Annotated in this window: 21 protein-coding genes and 1 tRNA gene; 11 read left to right on the top strand and 11 right to left on the bottom strand. The window is 61.0% G+C overall.

Annotated features, from left to right (window positions below):
- Positions 1 to 14 precede the first annotated feature (14 nt).
- The 3 genes from cheY1 to GSF67_RS00870 are packed head-to-tail and all read right to left on the bottom strand — an operon-like array spanning position 15 to position 2,271.
- The gene (gene cheY1 / locus GSF67_RS00880; RefSeq protein WP_003493773.1) at positions 15 to 380 is read right to left on the bottom strand and encodes a chemotaxis response regulator CheY1; all 366 of its coding nucleotides are present in this window, start codon (positions 378 to 380) and stop codon (positions 15 to 17) included.
- Complete coding sequence (locus GSF67_RS00875; protein ID WP_003503483.1) at positions 377 to 676, bottom strand: STAS domain-containing protein; 300 nt, start codon at positions 674 to 676, stop codon at positions 377 to 379. Before GSF67_RS00875 ends, cheY1 begins: the two co-directional genes overlap by 4 nt.
- A complete protein-coding gene (locus GSF67_RS00870) occupies positions 676 to 2,271 on the bottom strand; it encodes a globin-coupled sensor protein (RefSeq protein WP_371814440.1) in 1,596 nt (531 codons plus the stop codon). The genes GSF67_RS00875 and GSF67_RS00870 overlap by 1 nt, the downstream gene beginning before the upstream one ends.
- A gap of 515 nt (positions 2,272 to 2,786) precedes the next feature.
- On the opposite strand from GSF67_RS00870, the gene GSF67_RS00865 reads away from it, so the two are divergent.
- The 7 genes from GSF67_RS00865 to mnhG all read left to right on the top strand — a co-directional run bounded on the left by GSF67_RS00865 (position 2,787) and on the right by mnhG (position 9,270).
- The gene (locus GSF67_RS00865; RefSeq protein WP_006313270.1) at positions 2,787 to 3,164 is read left to right on the top strand and encodes a hypothetical protein; all 378 of its coding nucleotides are present in this window, start codon (positions 2,787 to 2,789) and stop codon (positions 3,162 to 3,164) included.
- 105 nt (positions 3,165 to 3,269) lie between these two features.
- Positions 3,270 to 6,188 carry a monovalent cation/H+ antiporter subunit A gene (locus tag GSF67_RS00860; protein WP_006313271.1) on the top strand — a complete coding sequence of 973 codons (2,919 nt, stop codon included), beginning with the start codon at positions 3,270 to 3,272 and terminating at the stop codon, positions 6,186 to 6,188.
- Complete coding sequence (locus GSF67_RS00855; RefSeq protein ID WP_003493763.1) at positions 6,188 to 6,523, top strand: Na+/H+ antiporter subunit C; 336 nt, start codon at positions 6,188 to 6,190, stop codon at positions 6,521 to 6,523. Before GSF67_RS00860 ends, GSF67_RS00855 begins: the two co-directional genes overlap by 1 nt.
- Positions 6,520 to 8,166, top strand: coding sequence for a monovalent cation/H+ antiporter subunit D (locus GSF67_RS00850; protein ID WP_006313272.1), 1,647 nt, complete (start codon positions 6,520 to 6,522; stop codon positions 8,164 to 8,166). Before GSF67_RS00855 ends, GSF67_RS00850 begins: the two co-directional genes overlap by 4 nt.
- Positions 8,163 to 8,651, top strand: coding sequence for a Na+/H+ antiporter subunit E (locus GSF67_RS00845; protein WP_006313273.1), 489 nt, complete (start codon positions 8,163 to 8,165; stop codon positions 8,649 to 8,651). Before GSF67_RS00850 ends, GSF67_RS00845 begins: the two co-directional genes overlap by 4 nt.
- Complete coding sequence (locus tag GSF67_RS00840) at positions 8,648 to 8,929, top strand: K+/H+ antiporter subunit F (RefSeq protein WP_006313274.1); 282 nt, start codon at positions 8,648 to 8,650, stop codon at positions 8,927 to 8,929. The genes GSF67_RS00845 and GSF67_RS00840 overlap by 4 nt, the downstream gene beginning before the upstream one ends.
- Positions 8,926 to 9,270 carry a monovalent cation/H(+) antiporter subunit G gene (mnhG, locus tag GSF67_RS00835; RefSeq protein WP_006313275.1) on the top strand — a complete coding sequence of 115 codons (345 nt, stop codon included), beginning with the start codon at positions 8,926 to 8,928 and terminating at the stop codon, positions 9,268 to 9,270. Before GSF67_RS00840 ends, mnhG begins: the two co-directional genes overlap by 4 nt.
- A 9-nt stretch (positions 9,271 to 9,279) precedes the next feature.
- Here mnhG and GSF67_RS25980 read toward each other — a convergent pair whose 3' ends face one another.
- From GSF67_RS25980 to GSF67_RS00805, 7 genes are all read right to left on the bottom strand, one after another.
- Positions 9,280 to 9,519: an alpha-ketoglutarate-dependent dioxygenase AlkB gene (locus tag GSF67_RS25980; protein ID WP_244399847.1), complete on the bottom strand. Its 240-nt coding sequence runs from the start codon at positions 9,517 to 9,519 to the stop codon at positions 9,280 to 9,282.
- Positions 9,507 to 9,911, bottom strand: a complete 405-nt coding sequence (locus GSF67_RS25975; RefSeq protein WP_006313276.1) for an alpha-ketoglutarate-dependent dioxygenase AlkB — start codon at positions 9,909 to 9,911, stop codon at positions 9,507 to 9,509. Before GSF67_RS25975 ends, GSF67_RS25980 begins: the two co-directional genes overlap by 13 nt.
- Before the next feature lie 114 nt (positions 9,912 to 10,025).
- Positions 10,026 to 10,101: transfer RNA gene (locus GSF67_RS00825), tRNA-Phe, on the bottom strand.
- A 283-nt stretch (positions 10,102 to 10,384) separates the two neighbouring features.
- Positions 10,385 to 10,816, bottom strand: a complete 432-nt coding sequence (locus tag GSF67_RS00820) for a hypothetical protein (protein ID WP_006313277.1) — start codon at positions 10,814 to 10,816, stop codon at positions 10,385 to 10,387.
- A gap of 156 nt (positions 10,817 to 10,972) precedes the next feature.
- Entirely contained in the window at positions 10,973 to 13,189 is a 2,217-nt protein-coding gene (locus GSF67_RS00815) for a 3-hydroxyacyl-CoA dehydrogenase NAD-binding domain-containing protein (RefSeq protein ID WP_006313278.1), read from the bottom strand.
- 184 nt (positions 13,190 to 13,373) lie between these two features.
- Complete coding sequence (locus tag GSF67_RS00810; RefSeq protein ID WP_006313286.1) at positions 13,374 to 14,582, bottom strand: acetyl-CoA C-acetyltransferase; 1,209 nt, start codon at positions 14,580 to 14,582, stop codon at positions 13,374 to 13,376.
- A gap of 38 nt (positions 14,583 to 14,620) precedes the next feature.
- Positions 14,621 to 16,417 (bottom strand): acyl-CoA dehydrogenase C-terminal domain-containing protein, encoded by a 1,797-nt coding sequence (locus GSF67_RS00805; RefSeq protein ID WP_006313288.1) that lies wholly within the window; start codon positions 16,415 to 16,417, stop codon positions 14,621 to 14,623.
- A gap of 377 nt (positions 16,418 to 16,794) precedes the next feature.
- On the opposite strand from GSF67_RS00805, the gene podJ reads away from it, so the two are divergent.
- The 4 genes from podJ to GSF67_RS00785 all read left to right on the top strand — a co-directional run bounded on the left by podJ (position 16,795) and on the right by GSF67_RS00785 (position 23,150).
- Positions 16,795 to 20,541, top strand: a complete 3,747-nt coding sequence (podJ, locus tag GSF67_RS00800; protein WP_083815895.1) for a cell division protein PodJ — start codon at positions 16,795 to 16,797, stop codon at positions 20,539 to 20,541.
- 264 nt (positions 20,542 to 20,805) lie between these two features.
- On the top strand, positions 20,806 to 21,732 hold the full coding sequence (locus GSF67_RS00795; protein ID WP_006313297.1) for a sulfite exporter TauE/SafE family protein: 927 nt from the start codon (positions 20,806 to 20,808) through the stop codon (positions 21,730 to 21,732).
- Entirely contained in the window at positions 21,729 to 22,556 is an 828-nt protein-coding gene (locus GSF67_RS00790; RefSeq protein WP_006313301.1) for a TIGR02186 family protein, read from the top strand. Before GSF67_RS00795 ends, GSF67_RS00790 begins: the two co-directional genes overlap by 4 nt.
- Positions 22,557 to 22,712: 156 nt before the next feature.
- The gene (locus GSF67_RS00785; RefSeq protein WP_006313302.1) at positions 22,713 to 23,150 is read left to right on the top strand and encodes a universal stress protein; all 438 of its coding nucleotides are present in this window, start codon (positions 22,713 to 22,715) and stop codon (positions 23,148 to 23,150) included.
- 21 nt (positions 23,151 to 23,171) lie between these two features.
- On the opposite strand, the gene pdeM is transcribed toward GSF67_RS00785, so the two are convergent.
- Positions 23,172 to 23,900, bottom strand: coding sequence for a ligase-associated DNA damage response endonuclease PdeM (gene pdeM / locus GSF67_RS00780; protein ID WP_006313303.1), 729 nt, complete (start codon positions 23,898 to 23,900; stop codon positions 23,172 to 23,174).
- Positions 23,901 to 23,923 lie beyond the last annotated feature (23 nt).

Below are 23,923 nucleotides of genomic sequence, written 5' to 3'. Positions count from 1 at the left end.
TGAAATGTCCCGTATCAGGCGGTTACGCGCTCAATGGCATCGATGAGTTTTGCAGGGTCGAACGGCTTGACGATCCAGCCGGTCGCACCGGCCTGGCGGGCGCGGTTCTTCTTTTCCGCATCGCTTTCGGTCGTCAGAACGAGGATCGGGATCGCGCGGTATTTTTCGTTGCGCCGCACGCCCTCGATGAAGCCGAAACCGTCGAGACGCGGCATGTTGATGTCAGTCACGATGACATCCGGGTTGCTCTGTTCCAGCACTTCGAGACCCTCGATGCCGTCTTCGGCCTGAATGGTTTCGAAACCGGCATTGTTGAGTGTGACCAGGAGCATGTTCCTGATCGTTCTGGAATCATCCACGGTAAGAACTTTTTTCTTCACTTTTGCATCTCCTTAGGGAGCAAATGGTCGATATCGACGCCTATCAGTTTCATGGTCTTGTCGAATGCATCGGAAACCCTTGCGAAACCGAAGGGCTTGCCATCCTCTTCCCAGGATTTCGCGCCGGCCATGAGGACCTGGGCGCAAAGCGCGCCAATGCGCTCCACCTCGGACGCATCGACCGACAAAGGTGCTCCTCTCAGCGTCATCAGCTTGCCGTGCAGAGCCGATGCTTCGTTGAGATCCAGCACCGGTGACAGTTTCAGCGTCGCCTCAGCTGCTTTTCTGGCTGCCATTACATGACTCCCTGACGTCTGAATTGTTGGTAATTCTGGCTGTTATCCGTGCGGTTATCCCCACGGGCCATAAATGATGAGTGCTGCCAGTCCGCACCGGCGGCGGCAGCGAAATGTTCCTGGCGGGCAATACGGAACGCGCGCACGGTGCGGCCGAGTTCCAGAATGACGGTGTGCAGCGCATCGGCCTCGGAGGCGCTGGCGCCCATGTCGGCGACATTCCGCCCGGCCTGCCGTTGCTGTTCGTCTATATCGACGGCGACCGATTGCAATTCTCCGGCGTGGTCGGCGGTGTGCCGCGAAACCTCGGCGATCATGTCGTTGATGCCGGATACCTGCCGGACGACCCCGCCAATGGCCTCCTGCGTGCGGTTCACCATGCGCACCCCACCCTCGACCTGCGTTTTGGTGGAGCCGACAAGGCTCTTGATCTCTCTTGCGGCATCGGCGGAACGCTGGGCCAATGCCCGGACTTCCTGCGCAACGACGGCGAAACCGCGTCCGCTGTCGCCGGCCCGTGCCGCCTCGATACCGGCATTGAGGGCGAGAAGGTTGGTCTGGAAAGCGATCTCGTCGATGGTGCCTATGATCCGGCCGATCTGTTCGGCGGATTGTTCGATATCCGACATGGCGTCGATCGCCTCGCCGATCGCCCTCCCGCTTTCGACGGCCGCGTCGCGGGCGCTGGAAACCGCCTTTTCCGTCGCCGATATACGGGCGCCGTTTTCAGCCACATGCGCAATCATCACCTGGAGTGCACGGGAGGTCTCGGTAAGCGCTTCGGCCTGCTGGCGTGAACGCTCCGCAATCGAGCGGCCGATATCGGCAAAGCGGGCGCTCAGCGCCTCGGCCTCGCCTACACCGTTCTGGGCGGCTATCAGCGACGCGCCGATCGTCTCGAGCGCCGTGTTGAAGGTGGCTGCGACGTCCCTGTAAGCGTCGGGCACATCGTCCCCGATGCGGGCCTGCAAATTGCCCGCGGCAAAGGCGGTCAGGGCCGTGCCCAGCAAATTCGCCGCTTCCGAGCGGTCATTCTCGCGCTGTTCCTGGAGTTCGCGGCCATGGCGCAGGCGCAGTTCGTTGAAGCGCAGCGACACGGCAATCTCGGTATCGACCATCACCAGCCGGACGACGTTCTTCACGGCGTCCGCCAGTTCGCGGCTCTTTTTACGGTTGCCGGGCAGGATGGAGCGGGGCGCGTGTTCAGCCACCAGCCCGCCGAGCAGATGCTCCAGAACGACGGCGTGGCTAGCGATCTGCCAGCGCGGATCGAGACCCATGCGACCGGCATTATCGGAAAGAACCTTCACCCGCTCGGCATAAAGCGCATCGAAACGCGCATCCGTCAGGACGCTCCAGTGCGAGGATTGCAGATCGTGCAGGCGATCGAGTTGGTTTTCGCTTTCGAAGGACGGCGAACAGTCCGGCATGGACTGGAAACGGGTCATCACGTCGCGCAGGCCGGCCTTGACGTAAGGCTCCAGCATGCCGCGATAATTGCGCAGGAAATCGGATTGCATCTCATCAAGGCCGGCAAAGCGCAACCGTCCTGCCAGGCTTCCGCCTGCCGATCTACGCGCTTGATCTGATGGCAAATCGTGCCCCAACCGACGTCCCCAACAACATGATGGCCGGTAAAACCCGGCCAATTGGCCAAGGTTCAGAACGCCAGCACCCTCCAGGGATTTTTGAACGAACATACCCATCGTGGACGATGAGGCATCGACGCTTGCCAGACCTTCTTGAACCAAGAAACGAAAATACCGGATCGAGCCCGGTACGGCAGTGCGGCGTCATGCCTGGAAGGGGAGGAACCCCATTCCGCCGTGGAAATACCACCAATCTTTATGGTTAATTCCTTGCTTGAAAGTTAAGAAACATAAGCACCGGCCTCAAACGGTAAAATTTGTAAAAGCTTTTAGCCATTGTCGCCCTTACTTTGCCGCAAACGGGCAAAAACGAAAAGGAATCGGACGCTCCGGCCGGTTTTTCCGGCCTGCGCGCTGGACAAGCGCGTGCGGGTTCCCCTAAAACAAATCAACGGGATATTCGCTCAGCGGTGATGCTTTAAAGAGACCTTTTCGACCCAGGAGATGCCAACTTGCCACGGATGGAGAAAGGCCGCAGTTCAAGGCGCCATCCGCAAGTGCTCATCGGTCTCGTGGTCGCGAGTCTGCTTGTCATGATCGGCTTTCAGGCACCCTCGGGCGTCAAGGCGCTCTCCAAGGCCAGCCGCCTCGAGCGGTTACAGACCGTCGATCTCAGCCGTTCGCTTTCCCTTCGCGATAAGGATTGCGATAGCGGCAATGATTACACCTGCCGGAGCAGCGATACCGGCCGAGGGTTCCAGCACGGGGAGTTCCCCTCACCCGCGCTCAGCATTACCGAAAATACCAAGGCCTCCCTCGTTGCTGTTGCCGTCGTGCCACAATCTTTCCGAGACTTTGCCAGCGTGGTTCCCCGCGCGCCTCCGCATATTATGTATTAGTCATCCGGCGGTCATCATCATTGGGTTCATTGTGAACCTTGAGGGATCGGAGTCGTCGGAAACCCGCCGTAGGCTCCCATTCCAGAAAGAAAACCGCCGCCGCATATGACACTTGCAACCCTTCTCCCATTTATTGTCGCATTGCCGTTTGTCGGCGCTTTCCTCACGGCCTTCATGCCGCGCGATGGTGCGGCCGCCGGTCCGGCCTCCGTCGCGGGCGGCGTCGCCCTCTTCGGCCTCGTCAGCAGCATGTTTTTATATTCCACCATCAGCGGCGGCGGCGTGCTGAAATATGATGTGGAATGGCTTCCGCAGCTCGGGTTGAATTTCACCCTGCGGCTGGACGGTTTTGCCTGGATTTTCGCGATCCTCATTACCGGCATAGGCCTGCTCGTCGTGCTTTATGCCCGCTATTACATGTCCTCCAAGGATCCGATCCCGCGGTTTTTTGCCTTCTTTCTCGCCTTCATGGGCTCGATGCTCGGCGTTGTCCTGTCCGGCAACGTCATCCTGCTGTCGATCTTCTGGGAGATGACCAGCATCTTCTCCTTCCTGCTGATCGGCTACTGGCACCAGAATGCCGGCGCGCGTGACGGCGCCCGCATGGCGCTGACCGTGACCGGCATCGGCGGTTTCAGCCTTTTGGCCGGACTTCTCATCCTCGGCCACATGGCGGGAAGCTACGATCTCGACAAGATCATCGAGGCTGGTGCTGCCATCCGTGCCCATTCCCTCTATCTGCCCGCGCTTATCCTCATTCTCGGCGGCGCGCTGACGAAGAGCGCGCAGTTCCCGTTCCATTTCTGGCTGCCAAATGCCATGGCGGCACCGACCCCCGTATCCGCCTATCTGCATTCCGCAACCATGGTGAAAGCCGGGGTTTTCCTGCTCGCACGGTTCTGGCCGGTGCTCGCAGGTACACCGGAATGGTTCTGGCTGGTGGGCGTGGCAGGTGTCATCACCCTGCTGCTCGGCGCTTATTTCGCCATGTTCCAGCAGGACCTGAAGGGGCTTCTGGCCTATTCGACGATCAGCCATCTCGGCCTCATCACCACGCTGCTCAGCCTCGGCAGCCCGCTGGCGGCGGTCGCGGCCATCTTCCACATGGTCAACCACGCCACCTTCAAGGCTTCGCTTTTCATGGCAGCGGGCATCATCGACCATGAAACCGGCACCCGCGACATGCGGCGATTAAGCGGGCTTTATACCTATATGCCCGCGACCGCGACGCTTGCCATGGCGGCGAGTGCAGCCATGGCCGGCGTGCCGCTGTTCAACGGCTTCCTGTCCAAGGAAATGTTCTTTGCCGAAGCGGTCGAGACCCACGCGGATTCGCTCCTGGACCGGGCTTTGCCCTATGTCGCAACGCTGTCGGGCGCCTTTGCCGTCGCCTATTCGCTGCGCTTCATCCACACGGTTTTCTTCGGGCCCAAGCCCGTCGATTTGCCGAACCCCAATCCGCATGAGCCGCCGCGGTGGATGCGCTTCCCGATCGAGTTTCTGGTTTTCGCCTGCCTGATCGTCGGCATCGTTCCGAGCCTGTCGATCGGCCCGTTCCTGCATTCCGCCGTACTGTCCGTTCTCGGTGCGCAGACACCCGTCTACAGCCTGTCGATCTGGCACGGTTTCAACCTGCCGCTGATCATGAGTATCGCGGCGCTGATCGGCGGTGTGACAATCTATGCCCTGCTTGGCGGCTATTTCTCGCGCTGCGACGACGGCCCGCCGATCTTCCGGCATTTGCGGGGCCAGCGCATCTTCGAGCGCATTCTCGTCACCGTGTCCTGGAAATGGGCGCGGTGGCTGGAAAGCACGCTCGGCACGCGACGTCTGCAGCCGCAGCTGAGGCTTCTCATTCTCGTGGCGCTTCTCGCCGGTTTCTCGCCTCTGTTCCTTTCGGAATTTTCCCTGTCGCTGCCGCGCGTGACGACCTTCGATCCGATCTTCGCCATCCTGTGGCTGATCGGCATGATCGCGGCCATGGGCGCCGCCTGGCAGGCGAAATATCATCGCCTCGCCGCCCTCATCATGCTCGGCGTGTCCGGGCTTGTCACTTGCCTCACCTTCGTCTGGCTGTCCGCGCCGGATCTCGCCATCACCCAGCTTCTGGTGGAAATCGTCACCACGGTTCTCATCCTGCTCGGCCTCAGATGGCTGCCGAAACGCTTCGAAAAGGTCGATAGCAGCGACGAGTTGCCGGCACAGCTTCGCCGCGCCCGGGACTTCCTGCTGGCCGCCGCCAGCGGTATCGGCATGTCCGTCATCGCCTATGCCGTGATGACACTGCCGGTGCCGAATGCGATTGCCACCTATTTCCTGGAGCGTGCCTATACGGAAGGCGGCGGCACCAATGTCGTCAATGTTATCCTGGTCGATTTCCGCGGCTTCGACACATTCGGTGAAATCGCGGTGCTGGCCATCGTCGCGCTCACCGTCTTCGCTCTTCTCCGCCGTTTCCGCCCAGCCCACGAAAGCATCGGGGTGCCGGAACAGCAGCAGATGCAGAACGCCTTCGATGCCGAACGGCCCGACCGCAGCAAGGGCGATACGGTGCGCGACTATCTGTACGTGCCATCCATCGTGATGCAGTGGATGTTCCCCGTCATCGTCACCTTCTCGATCTTCCTGTTCATACGTGGCCACGACATGCCCGGCGGCGGCTTTGCGGCCGGCATCACCATGGCGATTGCCTTCCTGCTGCAATATCTCGCCGGCGGGGCGCGCTGGGCAGAAGATCGTATCCGTATCCTGCCGTTGCGCTGGATGGGCTTCGGCCTGCTGATGGCGGCGGCGACGGGTATCGGTTCCTGGTACTTCGGCTATCCGTTCCTGACCACCTATTTCCAGTATACCGAGATACCCTATATCGGCAAAATGCCGACGGCTTCGGCCCTGCTGTTCGATCTCGGCGTCTTCGCGACGGTCGTCGGCTCCACCGTTCTTATCCTGATAGCACTGGCACACCAATCGTTGCGTAACTACCGCGTTCGCACGCCTGAAGCCGCAAAAGCGGAGGACGTGTAATGGAACTCATTCTCGCCATCGGTATCGGCATCATGACCGGCTCGGGCGTCTGGCTTATCCTGCGCCCGCGCACCTATCAGGTCATTGTCGGGCTCTCTTTGCTGTCCTATGCCGTCAATCTCTTCATTTTCGGCGTCGGCGGCATCAAGACCAATGCGCCACCGGTGCTGGTGAACGGCGTCGATAGCTCAACGCTGGCCGACCCCGTGCCGCAGGCGCTGGTGCTGACGGCGATCGTCATCGGTTTTGCGACGACAGCGCTTTTTCTCGTCGTGCTGCTGGCCGCGCGCGGGCTCACCGGTACTGACCATGTGGACGGGAGGGAATCGAAATGATGTCATTCCCCTTCCACATCGTTGTTGCCCCGATTCTGCTGCCGCTGATCACCGCTGCCCTGCTGCTGTTCTTCGACGAGCGCCAGCGCGTCGCAAAGGCCGCCATCAGCTTCACCTCCACCGTGCTGTTGCTGGTCGTCGCGATCCTGCTGTTCCGCGAGGTGAATTCGACTGTTAATACCGAGATCGCGGCGGTTGTCTCGAGCGGCGTCTACCTGCTCGGCAACTGGCCGGCTCCTTTCGGCATCGTGCTCGTAGCAGACCGCCTGTCCGGCCTGATGGTGCTTTTGACCGCGCTGCTCGCCATTCCCTCGCTGATCTATTCCATGGCGAAATGGCACAAGTCCGGCGCGCATTTCCATTCGCTGTTCCAGATGATGCTGATGGGCGTCAATGGCGCCTTCCTGACCGGCGACCTCTTCAATCTCTTCGTTTTCTTCGAAGTGATGCTGGCGGCATCCTATGGCCTGCTGCTGCATGGCTCCGGCCAGCAGCGCGTGAAGGCGGGACTGCATTACATCGCGATCAATCTGGTCGCCGCGCTGTTCTTCCTGATCGGTGTCAGCCTCATCTATGGCGTGACAGGCACGCTGAACATGGGCGATCTTGCCCACCGCATCGAGGGTCTCAACCCCGACCAGCGCATGCTGCTGGAAACCGGTGCGGCCATCCTCGGCATTGCATTTCTGGTGAAGGCGGGCATGTGGCCGCTGAATTTCTGGCTGCCTTCGGCCTATGGCGCGGCTTCGGCCCCGGTGGGCGGTCTGTTCGCGATCATGAGCAAGGTGGGCATCTATGTCATCGCCCGCCTGTCCTTCCTGCTCTTCGGGCAGACGGCCGGCGAATCCGCGGGCTTCGGCCATGATGCCCTCCTGGTCGGCGGTATCGCCACCATCATCTTTGGGGCCATCGGGGTTCTGGCGTCGCAGGCGCTCGGGCGGCTCGCCGGTTTTTCGGTTCTGGTATCGTCGGGAACGCTTCTCGCCGCCATGGGCACCGGCAATCCGACGGTTGCGGCGGGTGCGCTCTATTACATGGTCAGCTCCACCCTCACCATCAGCGCCTTTTTCATGCTGATCGAACTCGTCGAGCGCGGGCAGGATGCGGGCGCGAACGTTCTGGCCGTCACCATGGAGGCCTATGGCGAGGGCGAGGAAGAAGACGAGGAGGAGGAGGTCGGCGTGACCATGCCGGCCACGATCGCGGTGCTCGGCGCCTGTTTTGCCGCCTGCGGCATTCTTCTGGCCGGCCTGCCGCCGCTTTCCGGCTTCATCGCCAAATTCTCGATGCTGACCGCCATTCTCAACCCTTCCGGTCTTGGCGCCAATGACAGCGTTTCAACGCTTTCCTGGTGGCTGGTTTTCCTGATCGTCTTTGCCGGTTTCGCCTCGCTGGTCTCGATGACCCGCGCCGGCATCCGCACTTTCTGGGCCTCGATTGAAGGAACGGTACCACGCGTTCTCGTCATCGAAATTGCGCCCATCATGCTGCTGCTCGGACTGACGCTTGTCATGACCATACAGGCGGGACCGGTGATGCGTTACATGCAGGAGACGGCGCGTATTCTCGACCTGCCGGCGAGCTATATTCAGGGCGTCATTTCCGCACCGCGAGCGGGCAGCAACCCGGAGGCAGAGCCATGATGAGCCGTCTCCTCCCCTACCCGTTGCTGACCGTCTCGCTGATCTTCTTCTGGCTGACGATCAACAGCTTTTCGGCCGGGCACCTGCTGCTCGGCACCGGCGTCGCCCTCATCGCCTCCTGGGCGATGGCGTCGCTGAGGCCCGCCAAGCCGCGCATCCGCAACTGGCACAGGCTCGTGCAGCTGATCCTGATCGTGCTTTACGATATCGTCAGGTCCAATCTCTCGGTCGCGAAGATCATCCTGTTCCAGCGCGAAAGGGACCGCAAATCCGGCTTTCTGGCCGTGCCACTCGAGATTCGCGACCCCATGGCGCTCGCCGTTCTGGCGACGATCCTCACCTCGACACCGGGCAGCGCCTGGCTCGAATATAATTCCAGCCAGGGCACGCTTCTCCTCCACGTTCTCGATGATGTGGATGAGGCAGCGTGGATAAGCCTCATCAAGAACCGTTATGAAAAACTGCTGATGGAGATATTCGAATGAGTTCGATTATCCTTTTCTGGTCCTTTTCGCTGGCGCAGCTGATGCTGGCCATCGCCATGACGATATCAGTCTATCGCATCGCCATCGGCCCGCGCGCCCAGGACCGCGTGCTTGGTATGGATACGCTTTATGTCAACGCCATGCTGCTTCTGCTGACCTTCGGCCTGCGCACCGGCAACGACATCTATTTCGAGGCATCGCTGCTGATCGCCATCCTCGGCTTCGTCTCCACCGTTGCCCTTTCCAAATTCATGATGCGCGGCGAGGTGATCGAATGAACAATGCTGCAGAATTTCCGCTCTGGGCCGCCATTCTCGTGGCCTTCTTTGTGCTGCTCGGCGCTTCGCTGACGCTGATCGGCACCATCGGCTTTGCCAAGCTCAACAGCTTCTATGAGCGCCTGCATGCGCCCACACTCGGCACCAGCTGGGGCACCGGCGGCATTGTCATGGCCTCGATCATCTATTTCTCCGTCTCCGGCGACCGCTTCGCCTTCCACGAAATCTTCATCGGCATCTTCATGACGGTAACGACGCCGGTCTCCCTGATGCTGCTCGGCCGGGCCGCACTTTATCGGGACCGGGCGGAGCAGAATTCGGATAATCGGGAGCATTTATGATTGCCCTGATCAGGGCCGTTTCAAACCCAGGACCTTGCGGAACGTGAGGGAAATCCTTCTGCTTCGGGCGGTCCTTACCCCGTTAACAATATCTGATTTGCGAGCCGGGATTTCATGAGTCCAATCGTAGCGGCTGGAGCCCCTGAGCAGTACGCCTGAACGAGGATGAAGCAGAACGCTGCGTATGCCCGGTCCGCGCAAATCGCGGAAAACCATCTCGCATGCGGATAAAAAGCTTATCGATACGATCGTATCGTCAAAACAGGGGACACAATCGACATGCGCGCTGGCCCCCGCCCCGGAAGATACTCGTTCGCAATAACTTGATCCGGCACTGTCCGGCAGTAGCCATCCGCCACTAATCGTTCGGCGAACAAGCCCAGCCAGGGCGGCAAAGGCCCGAGATAGGCATCTGGCGTAACAGCGCGCACTTTATAGTCATAACGATAACCGAAATGCTGCACACGACGCTTCAGCTCCGTGCTCCACTCGCCAGCATCCAATCTGTCCGCAACGAAGGCCTCGTCCTCTGAAGAGAGAAAGCCATCAAAATACATGATGTCGTGCGGTAGAAGAGTTGGATTAGCGACGCAATCCAATTCCGGCTTGTTCTCCTCAGATAAGGCAAACAGGCTTAGCATATCGTCACCGTCAAAAGCATATGGAAGAGATGGCGGCTGATCAGAATTTGCGCACCGCTAATAGCGGCACAGAAACCAAGCGACGAATTCATCAAGAAGGTAACTTGAAAGAAATGGTGCCCGGAGGCGGATTTGAACCACCGACACGCGGATTTTCAATCCGCTGCTCTACCAACTGAGCTATCCGGGCACTTCAGGTCCTTGAAGAACCTCCGCTTTTGGCGGTCAGGGCTGTTTTGGTGCCCCGAAAGTGAGCGGGGTTATAACATCTTGTTCGGACATGGCAAGCGCCATCGCGAAGTTTTTTGACAGTTTTTTCACGGCGCCTGTGGATGGCTGAAATGCGCGCCCGGCGAAAGCCGGATTGCAAGGGAATCCACCCTCGGGCATCAGCCGGAGCTGACACATCCGGTCGCCGCAGGGATCCCGCAAGGCTGCTCCGATTGAACGGAGGCCGCCGTCGCCGGCGGCGGCTATGACCCTTCGCTGCGCCGGACTGCAAGGCCAAGCGCGAACGGCACCACGGCCACCAGCGCCGCCATGACGGGCGAAGACGCAAAGATACGGCTGGCGAGCGAGGTGACGGCGACGGAGCGCACCACGGTCATCAGGCGGGAATTCTCGCGGTCACGCTCATGGTGCGGCTGTGCGGGCCTGTGGCGGGGATACTGCGCGGCCTCCAGCCGTTTGACGTCGCGGCGGATCTTGTCGAGCTGTTTGCGAAGCTCCTCCAGTTCGGCGCGCAGCGACGGATCGATGGCATGGGAAGCACGCGTCCTCTTGGCCGCGGTTTTTTCCGTCTTTGCTTCCGCAGCTATCGCCTCAGCCTCTTCGTCCAGTTCGGCCAGATGGTCATCGAGGTCCGAGGGCTTGTCGAAACCGTGGGATCGCAGTGGTGCTTTCATCGCTGTCTCCTGAGGCGTACTGATTGTGTGGCAGCGGGCGTTTTGCCCGGTCACGCTTTTCAACGCCTCAGCCCGGCAAAGGATGCACGAAAAGCGATGGCATCCACATAATAAAACAGGCCCCGAAGGGCCTGTTCGATGATCTGGCTTGGTGCCTTATGCCGCCTTCGCGGCGCTGGCATAGGGGTCGAAGCGACCGTAGAAGGTCTCGCCCTTGGCCGCCATGTCCTTCAGGAGCGGCGTCGGCTGGAAGCGCGGACCATAGGCTTCGCTGAGCTTCTCGGCCAGAGCGACGAAATTCTTCACGCCCATGCCGTCTATGTAGGACAGTGCACCGCCGGTATAGGGCGCGAAGCCGAAACCGAGGATGGAGCCGACATCGGCCTCACGCGGATCGGTGACGATGCCTTCTTCCACCGCGCGGGCGGCTTCCAGCGCCACGGTGACGAGGAAGCGCTGTTTCAGCACTTCCATATCCACGTCTTCAGGCTTCTGCTGCGGATAGAGGTCCTTCAGGCCGGGCCAGAGGGATTTTTTGGCGGGCTTTGGCGGGTAGTCGTAAAAGCCCTTGGCGTTCTTGCGGCCAAAGCGGCCTTCGCCTTCCACCAGCTTCTTCACCAGTTCCATATGGCGCGGATCGACGGCCTTTTCACCGAGATCGGCAACGGTGGCTTTCAAGATCTTGTAGGAAAGATCGATCGCCACCTCGTCATTCAGCGCCAGTGGGCCGACCGGCATGCCGGCAAATTTCGCGGCGTTTTCAATCATCGTGGCCGGCACGCCTTCGATCAGCATGTCGTAGCTTTCCGCCATATAGCGCAGCACGCAGCGATTGACGAAGAAGCCGCGCGTATCGTTGACGACGATCGGCGTCTTCCTGATCTTGGCGACATAATCCAGCGCGACGGCCAGCGCCTTGTCGCCGGTTTCCTTGCCGAGGATGACTTCCGTCAGCATCATCTTCTCGACAGGCGAGAAGAAATGGATGCCGATGAAATCCGTCGGGCGCTTCGAGTTCTTCGCAAGCCCTGATATTGGCAAAGTGGAGGTGTTGGAGGCGAAGATCGCGCCTTCGGGCAACACGGCTTCCACGGCCTCGATGACGGCCTTCTTCACGTCACGGTCTTCGAAGACGGCTTCGATGACGAGATCGGCATCGGCGAGCGCGGCGTAGTCGGATGTCGGGGTTACGAGGTCCAGCAGGGCCTTGCCCTCATCCTGTGTCAGTCTGCTCTTGCCGATGGCGGCCTTGACGCTTTCCTCGCAATGACCCTTGCCCTTGTCGGCCGCTTCCTGATCGCGATCCACCAACGTGACGGGGATGCCAGCTGCGGCGGTGACGTAAGCCACGGCAGCGCCCATGAAGCCCGCGCCGACGACGCCGACCTTTTTGAACTCCGTCTTCGGCTGGCCGGCCGGGCGGCGCGCACCCTTGTTCAGTTCCTGCATGGAAATGAACAGCGAGCGGATCATGCCGAAGGCTTCCTTCGAGCGAAGGATTTCGGTGAAATAACGCTGCTCCACCTTCAGCGCCGTATCGAAGGGCAATTGCAGGCCTTCATAAACGCATTTCAGGATGGCAAGTGCCGCCGGGTAGTTGCCGGCGCTTTCGCGGCGCAGGATGGCGGGAGCGGCAGGCCAGAGCTGGGCTGCGGCCGGCGTCCAGATGCCGCCGCCGGGCGCCTTGAAGCCCTTTTCATCCCAGGGTGCGACCGGCTTCAGGCCGTCCTTGATCATCTGCTTTGCGGTTGCGACCAGCTGATCCGGCTCCACCACCTGATGCACCAGCCCCATGGCCTTGGCGCGTGCGCCGGTCAGCGACTGGCCGGTCGTCATCATCTGCAATGCGGATTGTGCATCGGTCAGGCGAGAGACGCGCTGGGTGCCGCCGGCGCCGGGGAAGATGCCAACCTTGACTTCCGGCAGGGCGATCTTGAGGCTCTTGGAACTGGAGGCCACGCGGCCATGGCAGGCAAGCGAAAGCTCAAACGCGCCGCCCATGCAGGTGCCGTTGATGGCCGAGACCCATGGCTTGCCATTGGTCTCGATCTTGCGGAACAGGCCCGTCATGCGACCGACGAGTTCGAACAGCTTCGCCGCGGCAGCGTCGGGGCTTTTCGCCTTTTCGTCATTATAAAGGGCGAACATGGACTTCAGCATCGACAGATCGGCACCGCCGGAAAAGCTGCTTTTGCCCGAAGTGAAGACGACACCCTTGACCGCGCCATCGGCAACGGTGGCATCGACAATGGCGTTCAGTTCCTCAAGAACCTCTGCCGTGAAGACGTTCATGGATTTTTCCGGCATGTCCCAGGTGACGAGGGCAATGCCGTCTGCGTCCGTCTCGATGGTGAAATTGGTGTAAGTGCTCATTTGGGATTCCTCTTCCCTGAATTTCGTTTCGTCGGGCTTCCCGATCCCTCATTCCTGTGCTCGTCACAGGAATCCAGTCAGCCCAAGTCTTTGGGCTGGAAGACTCTTTCGCGCCGCAGACGCGACGCTGCTGGATCCCTGTGACAAGCACAGGGGTGAGGAGGTTGGGTTGCCCTCCGCAAATTCAAACGCGCTCGATAACCGTCGCCGTGCCCATGCCCGCGCCGATGCAGAGCGTGACGAGCGCGGTGTTGAGGTCGCGCCGCTCCAGTTCATCCAGCACCGTGCCGAGGATCATCGCGCCCGTTGCGCCCAGCGGATGGCCCATGGCGATGGCGCCGCCATTGACGTTCATCCGGTCGTGGCTGATGTCGAAGGCCTGCATGTAACGCAGGACCACGGCGGCGAAGGCTTCGTTGAGTTCAAACAGATCGATATCGGCGAGCGACATGCCGGTCTTTTTCAGAAGCTTCTCGGTCACATCCACCGGGCCGGTCAGCATCAGTGCCGGATCGGACCCGATATTGGCGAAAGCCCTGATGCGGGCGCGCGGTTTCACGCCCATCGCCTCGCCGCCTGCCTTCGAACCAACCAGCACGGCGGCAGCGCCATCGACGATGCCCGATGAGTTGCCCGCATGGTGCACGTAGTTGATACGCTCCACTTCCGGATGCGCCATGATGCCGACGGCTTCGAAACCGCCCATTTCGCCCGGCATCTGGAAGGAAGGGTTGAGCGAAGCCAACGCCTGCATGTCCGTGCCGGGGCGCATGTGCTCGTCGCGGTCGAGGATCGTCAGCCCGTTCTGGTCCTTCACCGGAATCACGGACTTGTTGAAATAGCCGTTTTCCCAGGCATGCGCCGCACGCTTCTGGCTTTCGACAGCATAGGCGTCGACGTCGTGACGCGAGAAACCATATTTGGTGGCGATGAGATCGGCCGAAACGCCCTGCGGCATGAAGAAGGCCGGGAAGTTGACCGAGGGGTCCATATACCAGGCGCCGCCGGACATGCCCATGCCGACACGCGACATGCTTTCCACTCCGCCGGCGATGACGATATCGTCCGAGCCCGCCTTGACCTTGCCGGCCGCGAAATTGATGGCGTCGAGACCCGAGGCGCAGAAGCGCGAAATCTGCATGCCCGGCGCCCTGTTGGAATAACCGGCCTCGAAGGCAGCAGCCTTCGGGATCACCGCGCCGGCATCCATGACAGGATCGACACAGCCCATGATGATGTCATCTACCGTGGATGTATCAAGTCCGTTGCGATCGCGGATGGCTTCGAGCGTCTTGGCGGCCAGGCGAACGGAAGGCACCTCATGCAGGCTGCCATCCTTCTTGCCGCGTCCGCGCGGGGTGCGGACATGGTCGTAAATGTAAACGTCGGTCATAAACTCTCTCCCTGTGGCGCTCGTAAACGCCAGATGTCTCAGAACGCTTCCGCAGCCAGTTCCATCATGGTGTCCGCGCCGGTTTCGATGCGGGCCTTGCGCAGCGCCGTTTCCGGCATGATGCGCTCCATGTAAAACTTCGCCGTGACAAGCTTGGTCTTGAGGAAATCCTCGTCCGAAGTGCTGCCGGCCGCAAGCGCTTCGCTAGCGGCTTTCGCCATGCGCGCCTGCATGTAACCCAGCACCACGATGCCGAAGAGGTGCATGTAGTCGGTCGAACCGGCACCGGCATTGTCGGGCTTGGCCATGGCATTCTGCATGAACCACATGGTTGCGGCCTGCAGGTCGTTCAAGCCCTTTTTCAGGCCCTTTGTGTAAAGGCTGAGCTTTTCATCAGCACGGTTTTCCTCGCAGAAATCACCGATTTCCTTGAACAGCGCCATGACGGCGCGGCCGCCATTCATGCCGAGCTTGCGGCCGACGAGATCGAGCGCCTGAATACCGTTCGCGCCTTCATAGATCATCGTGATGCGCGCATCGCGGACATACTGGCTCATGCCATGTTCCTCGATGTAGCCATGGCCGCCAAAGACCTGCTGCGCCATCACGGCATGGTCGAAGCCCTTGTCGGTCAGCACGCCTTTGAGGATCGGTGTGACGAGGCCGAGCAGGTCATCCGCCACTTGGCGCTGTTTCTCGTCAGCGGCACGGTGGGCGATATCGGATTGCAGCGCGGTCCACAGCAGGAAGGCGCGGCCGGCCTCGTTATAGGCCTTGATGGTCATCAGCGTGCGGCGGATGTCGGGGTGCACGATGATCGGATCGGCCTTCTTGTCCGGAAACTTGGCGCCAGACAGCGAGCGGCCCTGAATGCGCTCACGGGCGTATTCGACGGCGTTCTGATAGGCGATCTCACCCACGGAAAGACCTTGCAGGCCAACGCCGAGGCGGGCCTCGTTCATCATCACGAACATGGCAGAGAGGCCCTTGTTCTCCGCACCCAGGAGATAACCCGTCGCATCGTCATAGTTCATAACGCAGGTGGCGTTGCCGTGGATGCCCATCTTGTGCTCGATCGCGCCACAGGTAACACCGTTGCGCTCACGAAGCGTACCGTCTTCCTTCACTAGGAACTTCGGCACGATGAACAGCGAAATGCCCTTGGTGCCTTCAGGCGCGCCTTCGATGCGGGCAATCACCAGATGGACGATATTATCAGTCATGGAATGTTCGCCGGCAGAGATGAAGATCTTTTGGCCGGATATTTTATAGCTGCCGTCGCCCTGCGGCACAGCCTTGGTGCGCAGCAGGCCGAGATCGGTGCCGCAATGGGGTTCGGTGAGGTTCATGGTGCCGGACCATGTGCCTTCCACCATCTTCGGCAGATAGGTTTCCTTCTGTTCCTGTGTGCCATGCACGAGAACGGCAGCAATCGCGCCCTGCGTCAGGCCGGGATACATCATCAGCGACAGGTTGGCGGACGACATATATTCGCCGATCGCCGCATGCAACGTATAGGGAAGCCCCTGCCCGCCAAATTCGGAAGGCACGGCAAGGCCGATCCAGCCGCCCTCGCAATAGGCGTCATAAGCAGCCTTGAAACCATCAGGCACGGAAACCGAGCCATCATCGGCGCGTTTGCAGCCCTGTTGGTCACCGGAAAGGTTGAGCGGGAAAAGCCGCTCTTCGGCAAGCTTCGCCGCCTCGCCCGTGATTGCCTCGATCATGTCGGGGGTTGCATCTTCAAAGCCTGGCAGGTTGTTATACCGCTCGAGGCCGAGAACGTCGTTCAGGATAAAAAGCGTGTCTTTGACTGGGGCCTTGTAAACAGGCATTACCGATGTTCCTCCGCATCGTGGGCGCCGGAGCCAGTCCGGCCGATATGCCATGACAATATTTGACGTGCGCGTAAACGTCAAACAAATTTCCGCTGAATATCGCCCTCCCTTTTGGCCCCCACTGACACCTTGCCCGACGTAAGCGCGCCCTCAGCCGTAAAAGTTAAAAAATTCCAACCATAGTTAACCACTTCTTTACCACGTTTCGTGAATTCTCCGACAAGAGGTAACTGCTTCGTTCAGCGGCGCATTTTCCTCCAAGGGGGCAAATACCGGCTCTGGAATTGCGACATGTTGCGGCGACAGCCTGTCGAGACAGGCAACGTCGCGACAGAAAACCGGGCACGGCGGGCGGAAGCGAAGCGAGCGAAAAGATGAACGGATTGCGATCGAAAACCCAACAGCCAAGCGACAGATCGTCTCTTGATGCGCTCAATCGCACCATTGAAGGCCTTGAAGCCCGTATTGAAGGGTTGATGAGCCAGAAGTTTCCGCGTGAGCCGCGCGCTGCGAGCACCCCGCCGGAACCGAAAAACGAGGCCTATGCTGCGCCGCGCGAGCCCCGCGCCGCCGTCACACCGCCGCAGCTCGATCCCGTCAACGAAATCCGGCAGCGCCAGCGTCTTCTCGAAGCGAGCTTCCAGCGTCCGCAGGAACCCGTTGCCCGCCCGGAACGGACGATTACCCGGCCGCTCGCACCGGAATATGGTTCAAGGGACACGCAGCAAACGGCCGCTCCCGCGCCGCGTGCCCGCGCCATTCCGCCCTATCAGGAACAGCAGCGCAATGATGCAGCCCTGCAGGAGATCGCGCAGGCGCTGGTCAACCTTCGCCATGAGCTGAAACACGATATTGCCGAGGGCGTTGCCCGCGAAGCGCAAGGGCTGCGTGCCGAAATCCGCAATATTCGCGCGGTGGCGGAAGACCAGCAATTCATCGGCGATCTGCGCGACGACATCGCACGTCTTGCCGGCAGCATCGACCAGCTCGGCAATCTGGCATCTCCTGACGCCTATGGGCTGCGTAACGAATTCGAAGACCTGCGCCTGACGATCGACCAGCTTGCGCGCGAAGACAGCGTGCACCGGATCGAAAGCCGCTGGAACAATGTGGAAGACACGCTGCGCGGTTTCGATGCGGCCTCGCTGCAGGATGAGATCGTTTCGCTCGCCTATCGTCTCGATGACATCAAGACGCAACTCGGCGGCATGAGCAACAATCCCGCCGTGCGCGTGCTCGAGGAAAAGCTCATCACCATTGCCAGCGCCGTGGAGCAGCTTGGCAAGCACATGCAGCCCAACGAGGCCGCCTTTACCGAACAGTTTTCCGGTCTCGACCAGCGGCTGGACGAAATCAGCCGCGCCATTGCCGCAACCGGCACACGCGCCAATGCGCAGGCCACGGACAACGCGCTGGCACAGCGGCTGGAGACCCGGCTGAACGGCCTTGCCGAACAGCTCGGCGACATCAACCGCCTCGCCGCCGCCAAGCCGGAACCGGCGCCCGACCTTACCGCCCGCCTCGAAGCGCTCTCCGGCAAGATCGATGAGCTGAGTACCGCGCGTGACGCCGCGCAACTGCATGACCGGCTGGACCAGCTGTCGTTGCTGCTGGAACGGTCGCAGCGCCCGACGCAGCAGGCGGAACTGACATCTTTCCTCAGCGATATCTCCCGCAAGATCGATGCGCTGGATCACGGCGCTATCAATGACGGCCTCGCCGAACGGCTCGACCTGCTCTCCCGGCGGATCGAGGACCTCGATTATCGCTACAGCCAGCCGCAACCGGCTTCGGGTCTCAGCGAAAGCGCTTTTTCCCGTCTGGAAGAACGGCTCGGCACGATCGCCGCCCGCCTGGATGAGACCGCCCATGCAGCTCCTGCCGATAGCCGCGCGCTGGCCAGCCTCGAAAACCAGATCGCCCATCTCTCAACGCTGATCAGCCAGCCGGTGCAGGTGCAGGCGGCCGGCATATCCCCTGAACTCGACGTCCGTATGGCGGCGATCGAAGACTATATGGCGTCGAACGACGAATATATCATCGAAGCGGCACGGCAGGCAGCCGAGGCCGTTCTCGACGCCTATACACGCAACAATCTCTCGGCCGGCGCAAACCTCGCCGACATGACGATGCTGACCGATCTCGCCACCGATCTGCGCAGTCTCGAAGCCTTGAGCCGCAACACCGAAGAGCGCACGCACCGCACCTTCGAGGCGCTGCACGAGACGCTGGTGCAGATTGCCGGCCGTCTGGACAATCTCGACAGCGCGCCCGCCTATCGCCAAGACGCTCCCCGTAACGTCGCGCAGCACATGGTTGCCGCCAGCCGCGAAGACGCGGCCATGCCGGCCGCCGTTTTCCCGGCAGACGGCTATATCGCCGAAGAGCAGGCCATTCTCGATGATGTCAGCGAAAACGATGCGACCGCGATCGTACCGCCGGCTGCCGCCAAGCCCGCAAAAGCGGAACGGAAGAGCCTGCTCGCCGGCCTGACGAAGCGTTTCAAGACAAGCACGGCGAAGCCCGCAAAGGCCAAGGAAGAACCCGTATCGGCCTCCTCCGCCCGCACGCAGGTTGAGCCCGCCCCGTCGCTCGATCCGATCGACGTTCTGCCTGCTGGCCAGGAGAATGAACTTCTGGAACCGGGCTCGGGTGCGCCCGATATCAAGAAAATCCTCGAACGTGTGCGTGCCAGCCAGGTCGCAGGCGCCGGCAAGGCCGCGGATGCGGAAGGACGGACGGATTTCATCGCCGCCGCCCGCCGCGCCGCCCAGGCCGCCGCCATGGAGACATCGCCGGAGAAGCTGGATACCGGCAAGAAGAGCCGCAAGGCCGACACGTCGGCACTTTCGCGTTATCGTCGGCCACTGCTGCTCGGCATAGGCGCCATTCTTCTGGCGATGATGGCCATGCCGCTCGTCAAGACGCTGATCGGCGGCGCGGAAGCTCCGGCACCGGTCATAGAGCAGAAGACGGACCAGGGCCCGGTTTCCGCGCTTCCCGAAACCGGCGACAAGGCTGTGACCATTCCCTCCGGTCTTGCCATCGATCCGGAACAGGCTGCCTCGGCCGACAGTATCGAAAATGCCGCACCGGCGCAGAACATCATCGATAACCGCACCATCGGCGGCGCGCCGCTGCCGGATGAGCCGCCGGTTGCCGATTTTCTCGCAGTAGACCCCGCAAAGTCCGACACCGTCGCGCAGAACGAAGGGCCGAAACCGACTGAGGTCGCCACCACGACTATTCCTGCGCAGGACACCATTGCGGTTCCGGCCGGCATAGAGCCCGCATCGCTTGCCGAAGCGGCCGCCAAGGGCGACACGCAGGCGCTGTTCGAGATTGCGGCACGCTACACCGATGGCCGCGGCGTAACCGCCGACCGTGCGGAAGCTGCAAAGTGGTACAAGATGGCGGCCGATCGTGGCCTTGCCCCCGCGCAATATCGTCTCGCCAATCTTTACGAGAAGGCGAATGGCGTCGAGCGCAATCTTGTCGAAGCGAAGCGCTATTACACGCTGGCTGCCGAACAGGGTAATGCCGGCGCCATGCACAATCTCGCAGTCCTGCTCGCCTCAGACGCGGCCGGCCAGCCGGATTTCGCCACCTCTGCACAATGGTTCATCAAGGCGTCCGAACTCGGCGTTCGTGACAGCCAGTTCAACCTCGCCATTCTCTACGCCCGTGGCAGCGGCGTGAAGCAGGATATCGAGGAATCCTACAAGTGGTTCGCCATTGCCGCCAAGGATGGCGATGCTGATGCCGCCCAGAAGCGCGACGAGGTTGCAGGCGCGATGAGCCCGCAGCAGCTGCAGAGCGCCAAGGCCAAGGTGGACGTCTGGAAGGTGAAGCCGCTTTCGGACGACGCCAACAGCGTCAACCCGCCTGAGGAATGGGCCGGCAAGGAGGGCGTGAAGACTGCCTCCGTGGACATGGAAAAGGCGATCCGCAACATTCAGGCGATCCTCAACAAGAACGGTTTCGATGCCGGCCAGCCGGATGGCAAGCTTGGCAAGAACACGGTGACGGCCATCAGGGACTTCCAGAAATCCGTGGGCCAGACGCCGGACGGACGTATCACCAACGAGTTGGTGACCGCGCTGCTCGCCCGCAACAAATAAGCCTTGAAGAACCGCTGAAGCGGCCGCCTTGGCCGCTTTCGCCGCACCCGGCGCGGTAATGTGGCCCCTTGCCGACACACAGCCGCTATCTTTCCTAATTATCAACGTATTTACCGTTGAATGTTGACAGGTCAGGCCCTCGCGGGCATGACGGATGAAGGCCGGGCATGCCCGGTCTTTTCAGACAGAAAGTATAAATCGCGGCGCGGCCCCCTCACCCGGACAGGCCCTGTCGCCCGGAACCATTTGCCCGAGGTCCGAGCCGTGACTGTCTATCTGCCGATCGCAGAACTGTCGGTGAATATTTTCATCATTCTCGGCATGGGCGCGGCCGTCGGTTTTCTGTCCGGCATGTTCGGCGTGGGTGGTGGCTTTCTTATCACCCCGCTGCTGATCTTCTACAATATTCCGCCCGTGGTCGCCGTCGCGACCGGCGCAAACCAGGTGGTTGCTTCCTCCGTCTCCGGCTCGATCACGCATTTCCGGCGCGGAACGCTTGATATAAAGCTCGGCACCGTGCTGCTCGTGGGCGGTCTCGTGGGCGCCACGGTCGGCGTGTGGATATTCTCCTTCCTGCGCAGCATCGGCCAGCTCGATCTCATCGTTTCACTGCTTTACGTCATCCTGCTCGGCACCGTCGGCACGCTGATGCTGAAGGAAAGCATTTCGGCGCTTCGCCGCGCCGCTCGCAATGAAACCGTGACGCTGCGTCGGCCGGGCCATCACAACTGGGTTCATCGCCTGCCGCTGAAAATGCGGTTCAAGAAATCGAAGATCTATCTCAGCATCATTCCCATCGTTGCGCTTGGCTTCGGCATCGGCATCCTTACCTCGATCATGGGTGTGGGCGGCGGCTTCATCATGGTGCCGGCGATGATCTATCTGCTGCGCATCCCCACCAGCGTGGTTGTCGGCACCTCGCTGTTCCAGATCATCTTCGTGACCGCCTATACGACCGTCGTTCAGGCCGCGACCAATTATTCCGTCGATGTGGTGCTTGCCTTCATCCTGATGGTGGCTGGCGTCATCGGCGCGCAATATGGCGTGCGCGTGGGCCAGAAACTGCGCGGTGAACAGCTGCGCGCGCTGCTTGCCCTTCTCGTCCTTGCCGTCGCGCTTCGCCTTGCCGTCTCGCTGGTGGTGCGGCCGGAAGACCTGTTTTCGGTGGCCGTGGGGGGGCTCGGCTATTGACCTTCCGCCCGCTGCTCGCCGCTCTTTTTCTGTTGCCCTTCCTTGCCTTTGGCGAAACGGCCTCGGCGCAGACGCCGCCGCTTGCCCTGCCGCCCGGGCCGCAACAGCGGCCGTTGCAGGAAAATATCGAAATCGGTGCATCGACGACCGAAATACCCATCGCATCCGATTTTCGCGGTGCGGACTTCACCCTCTTCGGCGCGCTCAACAATACCGACCAGCTGCTGCTGGCCATCGGGCAGTATGATATCGTCGTGACGCTGGAAGGGCCGAGCGACTATATGACCGTGCGCAAGAAGCAGCGTGTGGCAGGCATCTGGATCAATACCAGTGCCATTACCTTCACGCCGCTGCCGGAATCCTACTCCATGGCCAGCACGCGCAATATCAACGACGTCGCCTCGCCCGGAACGCTGCGCGCCATGGGGCTCGGCGTCGATCATCTGTCACTCAAAAGTGCCGTTTTCTCCGGCGTGCCCGACAATGTCTTCGATTTCCAGGAGGCCTATCGTCGGCTCAAGCTTTCGAGCGGGATCTATCGCAACGACACGACCGGGGTGCGGCTGGAACGTACCGGCCTGTTCTGGGCGACGCTGCGCCTGCCTGCCAACGTGCCGAACGGGGTGCACACCGCCCGCGCCTATCTCTTCAAGAGCGGCAAATTCATCGCCCAGCGCGAATTGAAGCTGCGTGTCGTCAAGACCGGCATGGAACAGGCGATCACCGATGCGGCGCATCAGACGCCGCTTGCCTATGGCGCACTCTGCGTTCTCCTGGCGGTCGTGACGGGCTGGGGCGCCAGCATCATCTTCCGCAAGGACTGATCGTTCCTCTCGCAAAATCGGGCGCACGCCGCCCTTTCCGCCAAAGATAGCATTCGCTTCCGTCATCGGTTTGCGGTAAAATTCAAGACGTTACAACCGCGCGCGCCGATCATGGCAACAAGCGCTGTTGTGACCGGGATGAAAAGGAGAAATGTCATGTTCAAGCACATTCTCATTCCCACCGATGGCTCGCCGCTGGCGCAGATCGCAATCGACCAAGGGTTCGCTCTCGCCAGAGAGGCAGGCGCAAAGGTGACCGTCGTGACGGTATCGGAACCCTTTCATGTAATTGCGAGCGACGTCGAAGACATTGCCGCCATTGCCGAAGAAGAATTCCACCGCTGCGAAGAGGCGGAGCATCTGCTGCGCGATACGCAGGCGCATGCCGCCGCCATGGGACTGGATTGCGAGGCCCTGCTAGCAAGGGCGGGACGGCCGGATGAGGCGATCATCGAAATCGCCGACAGGACCGGCTGCGACCTCATTGCCATGGCCTCGCATCGGCGCAGGAGTTTCATCGAGATGCTGCTCGGCAGCGTCACGGCAAAGGTGCTGAAGAACTCGAAGATACCGGTGCTGGTCTATCGCCAATAGGCGGGGCTGGACGAGATGCGCTCAGCCGAGCAGATTTGAAAACCGCACCGAATAGATGCGGTCCCTCCCCATCAAATGCGCAACGAGTGCCGTGTGATCGAAGAGACCACGCATGGCCTTGTGCCGCAGATCCAGCCCGCCGCTCATGACCCCGAAAGCGGGCATCAAAAGCCGTGAACCGTCGGTGGCGAAACAGGGCCGCCGCACCGTCTTCTCACGACGGCGAACCGTGGCGGAGGGATGCAGGTGGCCTGCAATTTCGCCGGCTGCCTCTCCCACTTTCGGCTCGTGGCGGAAGACGAGATTACCGTAAAACATCTCATCCACCGACGAGCCCGGCAAGTCGACCGTACCATCGGGATCGTGATTGCCGTTGATCCATATCCATTCGCGGCCGCGGGCCATTTCGCGGATGAGTTCGCGCAGCGGCAGCGGCAGATGCTGCGAGCCGACGCGATCGTGGAAATTATCGCCGAGGCTGACGACGATCTTCGGATCGTAGCGGCTGACGAGCGAGGACAGGATTTTAAGCGTAGCAATGGTGTCGTAGGGCGGCAGCATGCGGCCGCGCCGGGCGAAAGCAGCCCCCTTCTCCAGATGCAGGTCGGAGACGACGAGCAGTGACAGGTCCGGCAGGTAGAGCCCGCCCAAAGGATCGCACCAGGCAGCGACGCCATGGATGGCGGTTTCGCTGCCGAGGCATTCGAAGCCATTTGAAAACCTGTCGCTCAATGTCAGCCGGCTCAGCACTTGTGTGGTCGTTCCTTCATTCC

Source organism: Agrobacterium sp. CGMCC 11546, assembly GCF_013365515.1.
In the GTDB taxonomy this organism is placed as follows: Bacteria; Pseudomonadota; Alphaproteobacteria; order Rhizobiales; family Rhizobiaceae; genus Agrobacterium; species Agrobacterium fabrum.
Note: the sequence above shows the minus strand (reverse complement) of the source record. Positions and strands in the feature narration are given on the sequence as shown.

Coding starts and splice junctions, on each gene's coding strand:
- GSF67_RS00875 (WP_003503483.1), bottom strand. CDS start 676: ATGGCAGCCAGAAAAGCAGCTGAGGCGACGCTGAAACTGTCACCGGTG.
- GSF67_RS00865 (WP_006313270.1), top strand. CDS start 2,787: ATGGAGAAAGGCCGCAGTTCAAGGCGCCATCCGCAAGTGCTCATCGGT.
- GSF67_RS00860 (WP_006313271.1), top strand. CDS start 3,270: ATGACACTTGCAACCCTTCTCCCATTTATTGTCGCATTGCCGTTTGTC.
- GSF67_RS00855 (WP_003493763.1), top strand. CDS start 6,188: ATGGAACTCATTCTCGCCATCGGTATCGGCATCATGACCGGCTCGGGC.
- GSF67_RS00850 (WP_006313272.1), top strand. CDS start 6,520: ATGATGTCATTCCCCTTCCACATCGTTGTTGCCCCGATTCTGCTGCCG.
- GSF67_RS00845 (WP_006313273.1), top strand. CDS start 8,163: ATGATGAGCCGTCTCCTCCCCTACCCGTTGCTGACCGTCTCGCTGATC.
- GSF67_RS00840 (WP_006313274.1), top strand. CDS start 8,648: ATGAGTTCGATTATCCTTTTCTGGTCCTTTTCGCTGGCGCAGCTGATG.
- mnhG (WP_006313275.1), top strand. CDS start 8,926: ATGAACAATGCTGCAGAATTTCCGCTCTGGGCCGCCATTCTCGTGGCC.
- GSF67_RS25975 (WP_006313276.1), bottom strand. CDS start 9,911: ATGCTAAGCCTGTTTGCCTTATCTGAGGAGAACAAGCCGGAATTGGAT.
- GSF67_RS00820 (WP_006313277.1), bottom strand. CDS start 10,816: ATGAAAGCACCACTGCGATCCCACGGTTTCGACAAGCCCTCGGACCTC.
- GSF67_RS00815 (WP_006313278.1), bottom strand. CDS start 13,189: ATGAGCACTTACACCAATTTCACCATCGAGACGGACGCAGACGGCATT.
- GSF67_RS00810 (WP_006313286.1), bottom strand. CDS start 14,582: ATGACCGACGTTTACATTTACGACCATGTCCGCACCCCGCGCGGACGC.
- GSF67_RS00805 (WP_006313288.1), bottom strand. CDS start 16,417: ATGCCTGTTTACAAGGCCCCAGTCAAAGACACGCTTTTTATCCTGAAC.
- podJ (WP_083815895.1), top strand. CDS start 16,795: ATGAACGGATTGCGATCGAAAACCCAACAGCCAAGCGACAGATCGTCT.
- GSF67_RS00785 (WP_006313302.1), top strand. CDS start 22,713: ATGTTCAAGCACATTCTCATTCCCACCGATGGCTCGCCGCTGGCGCAG.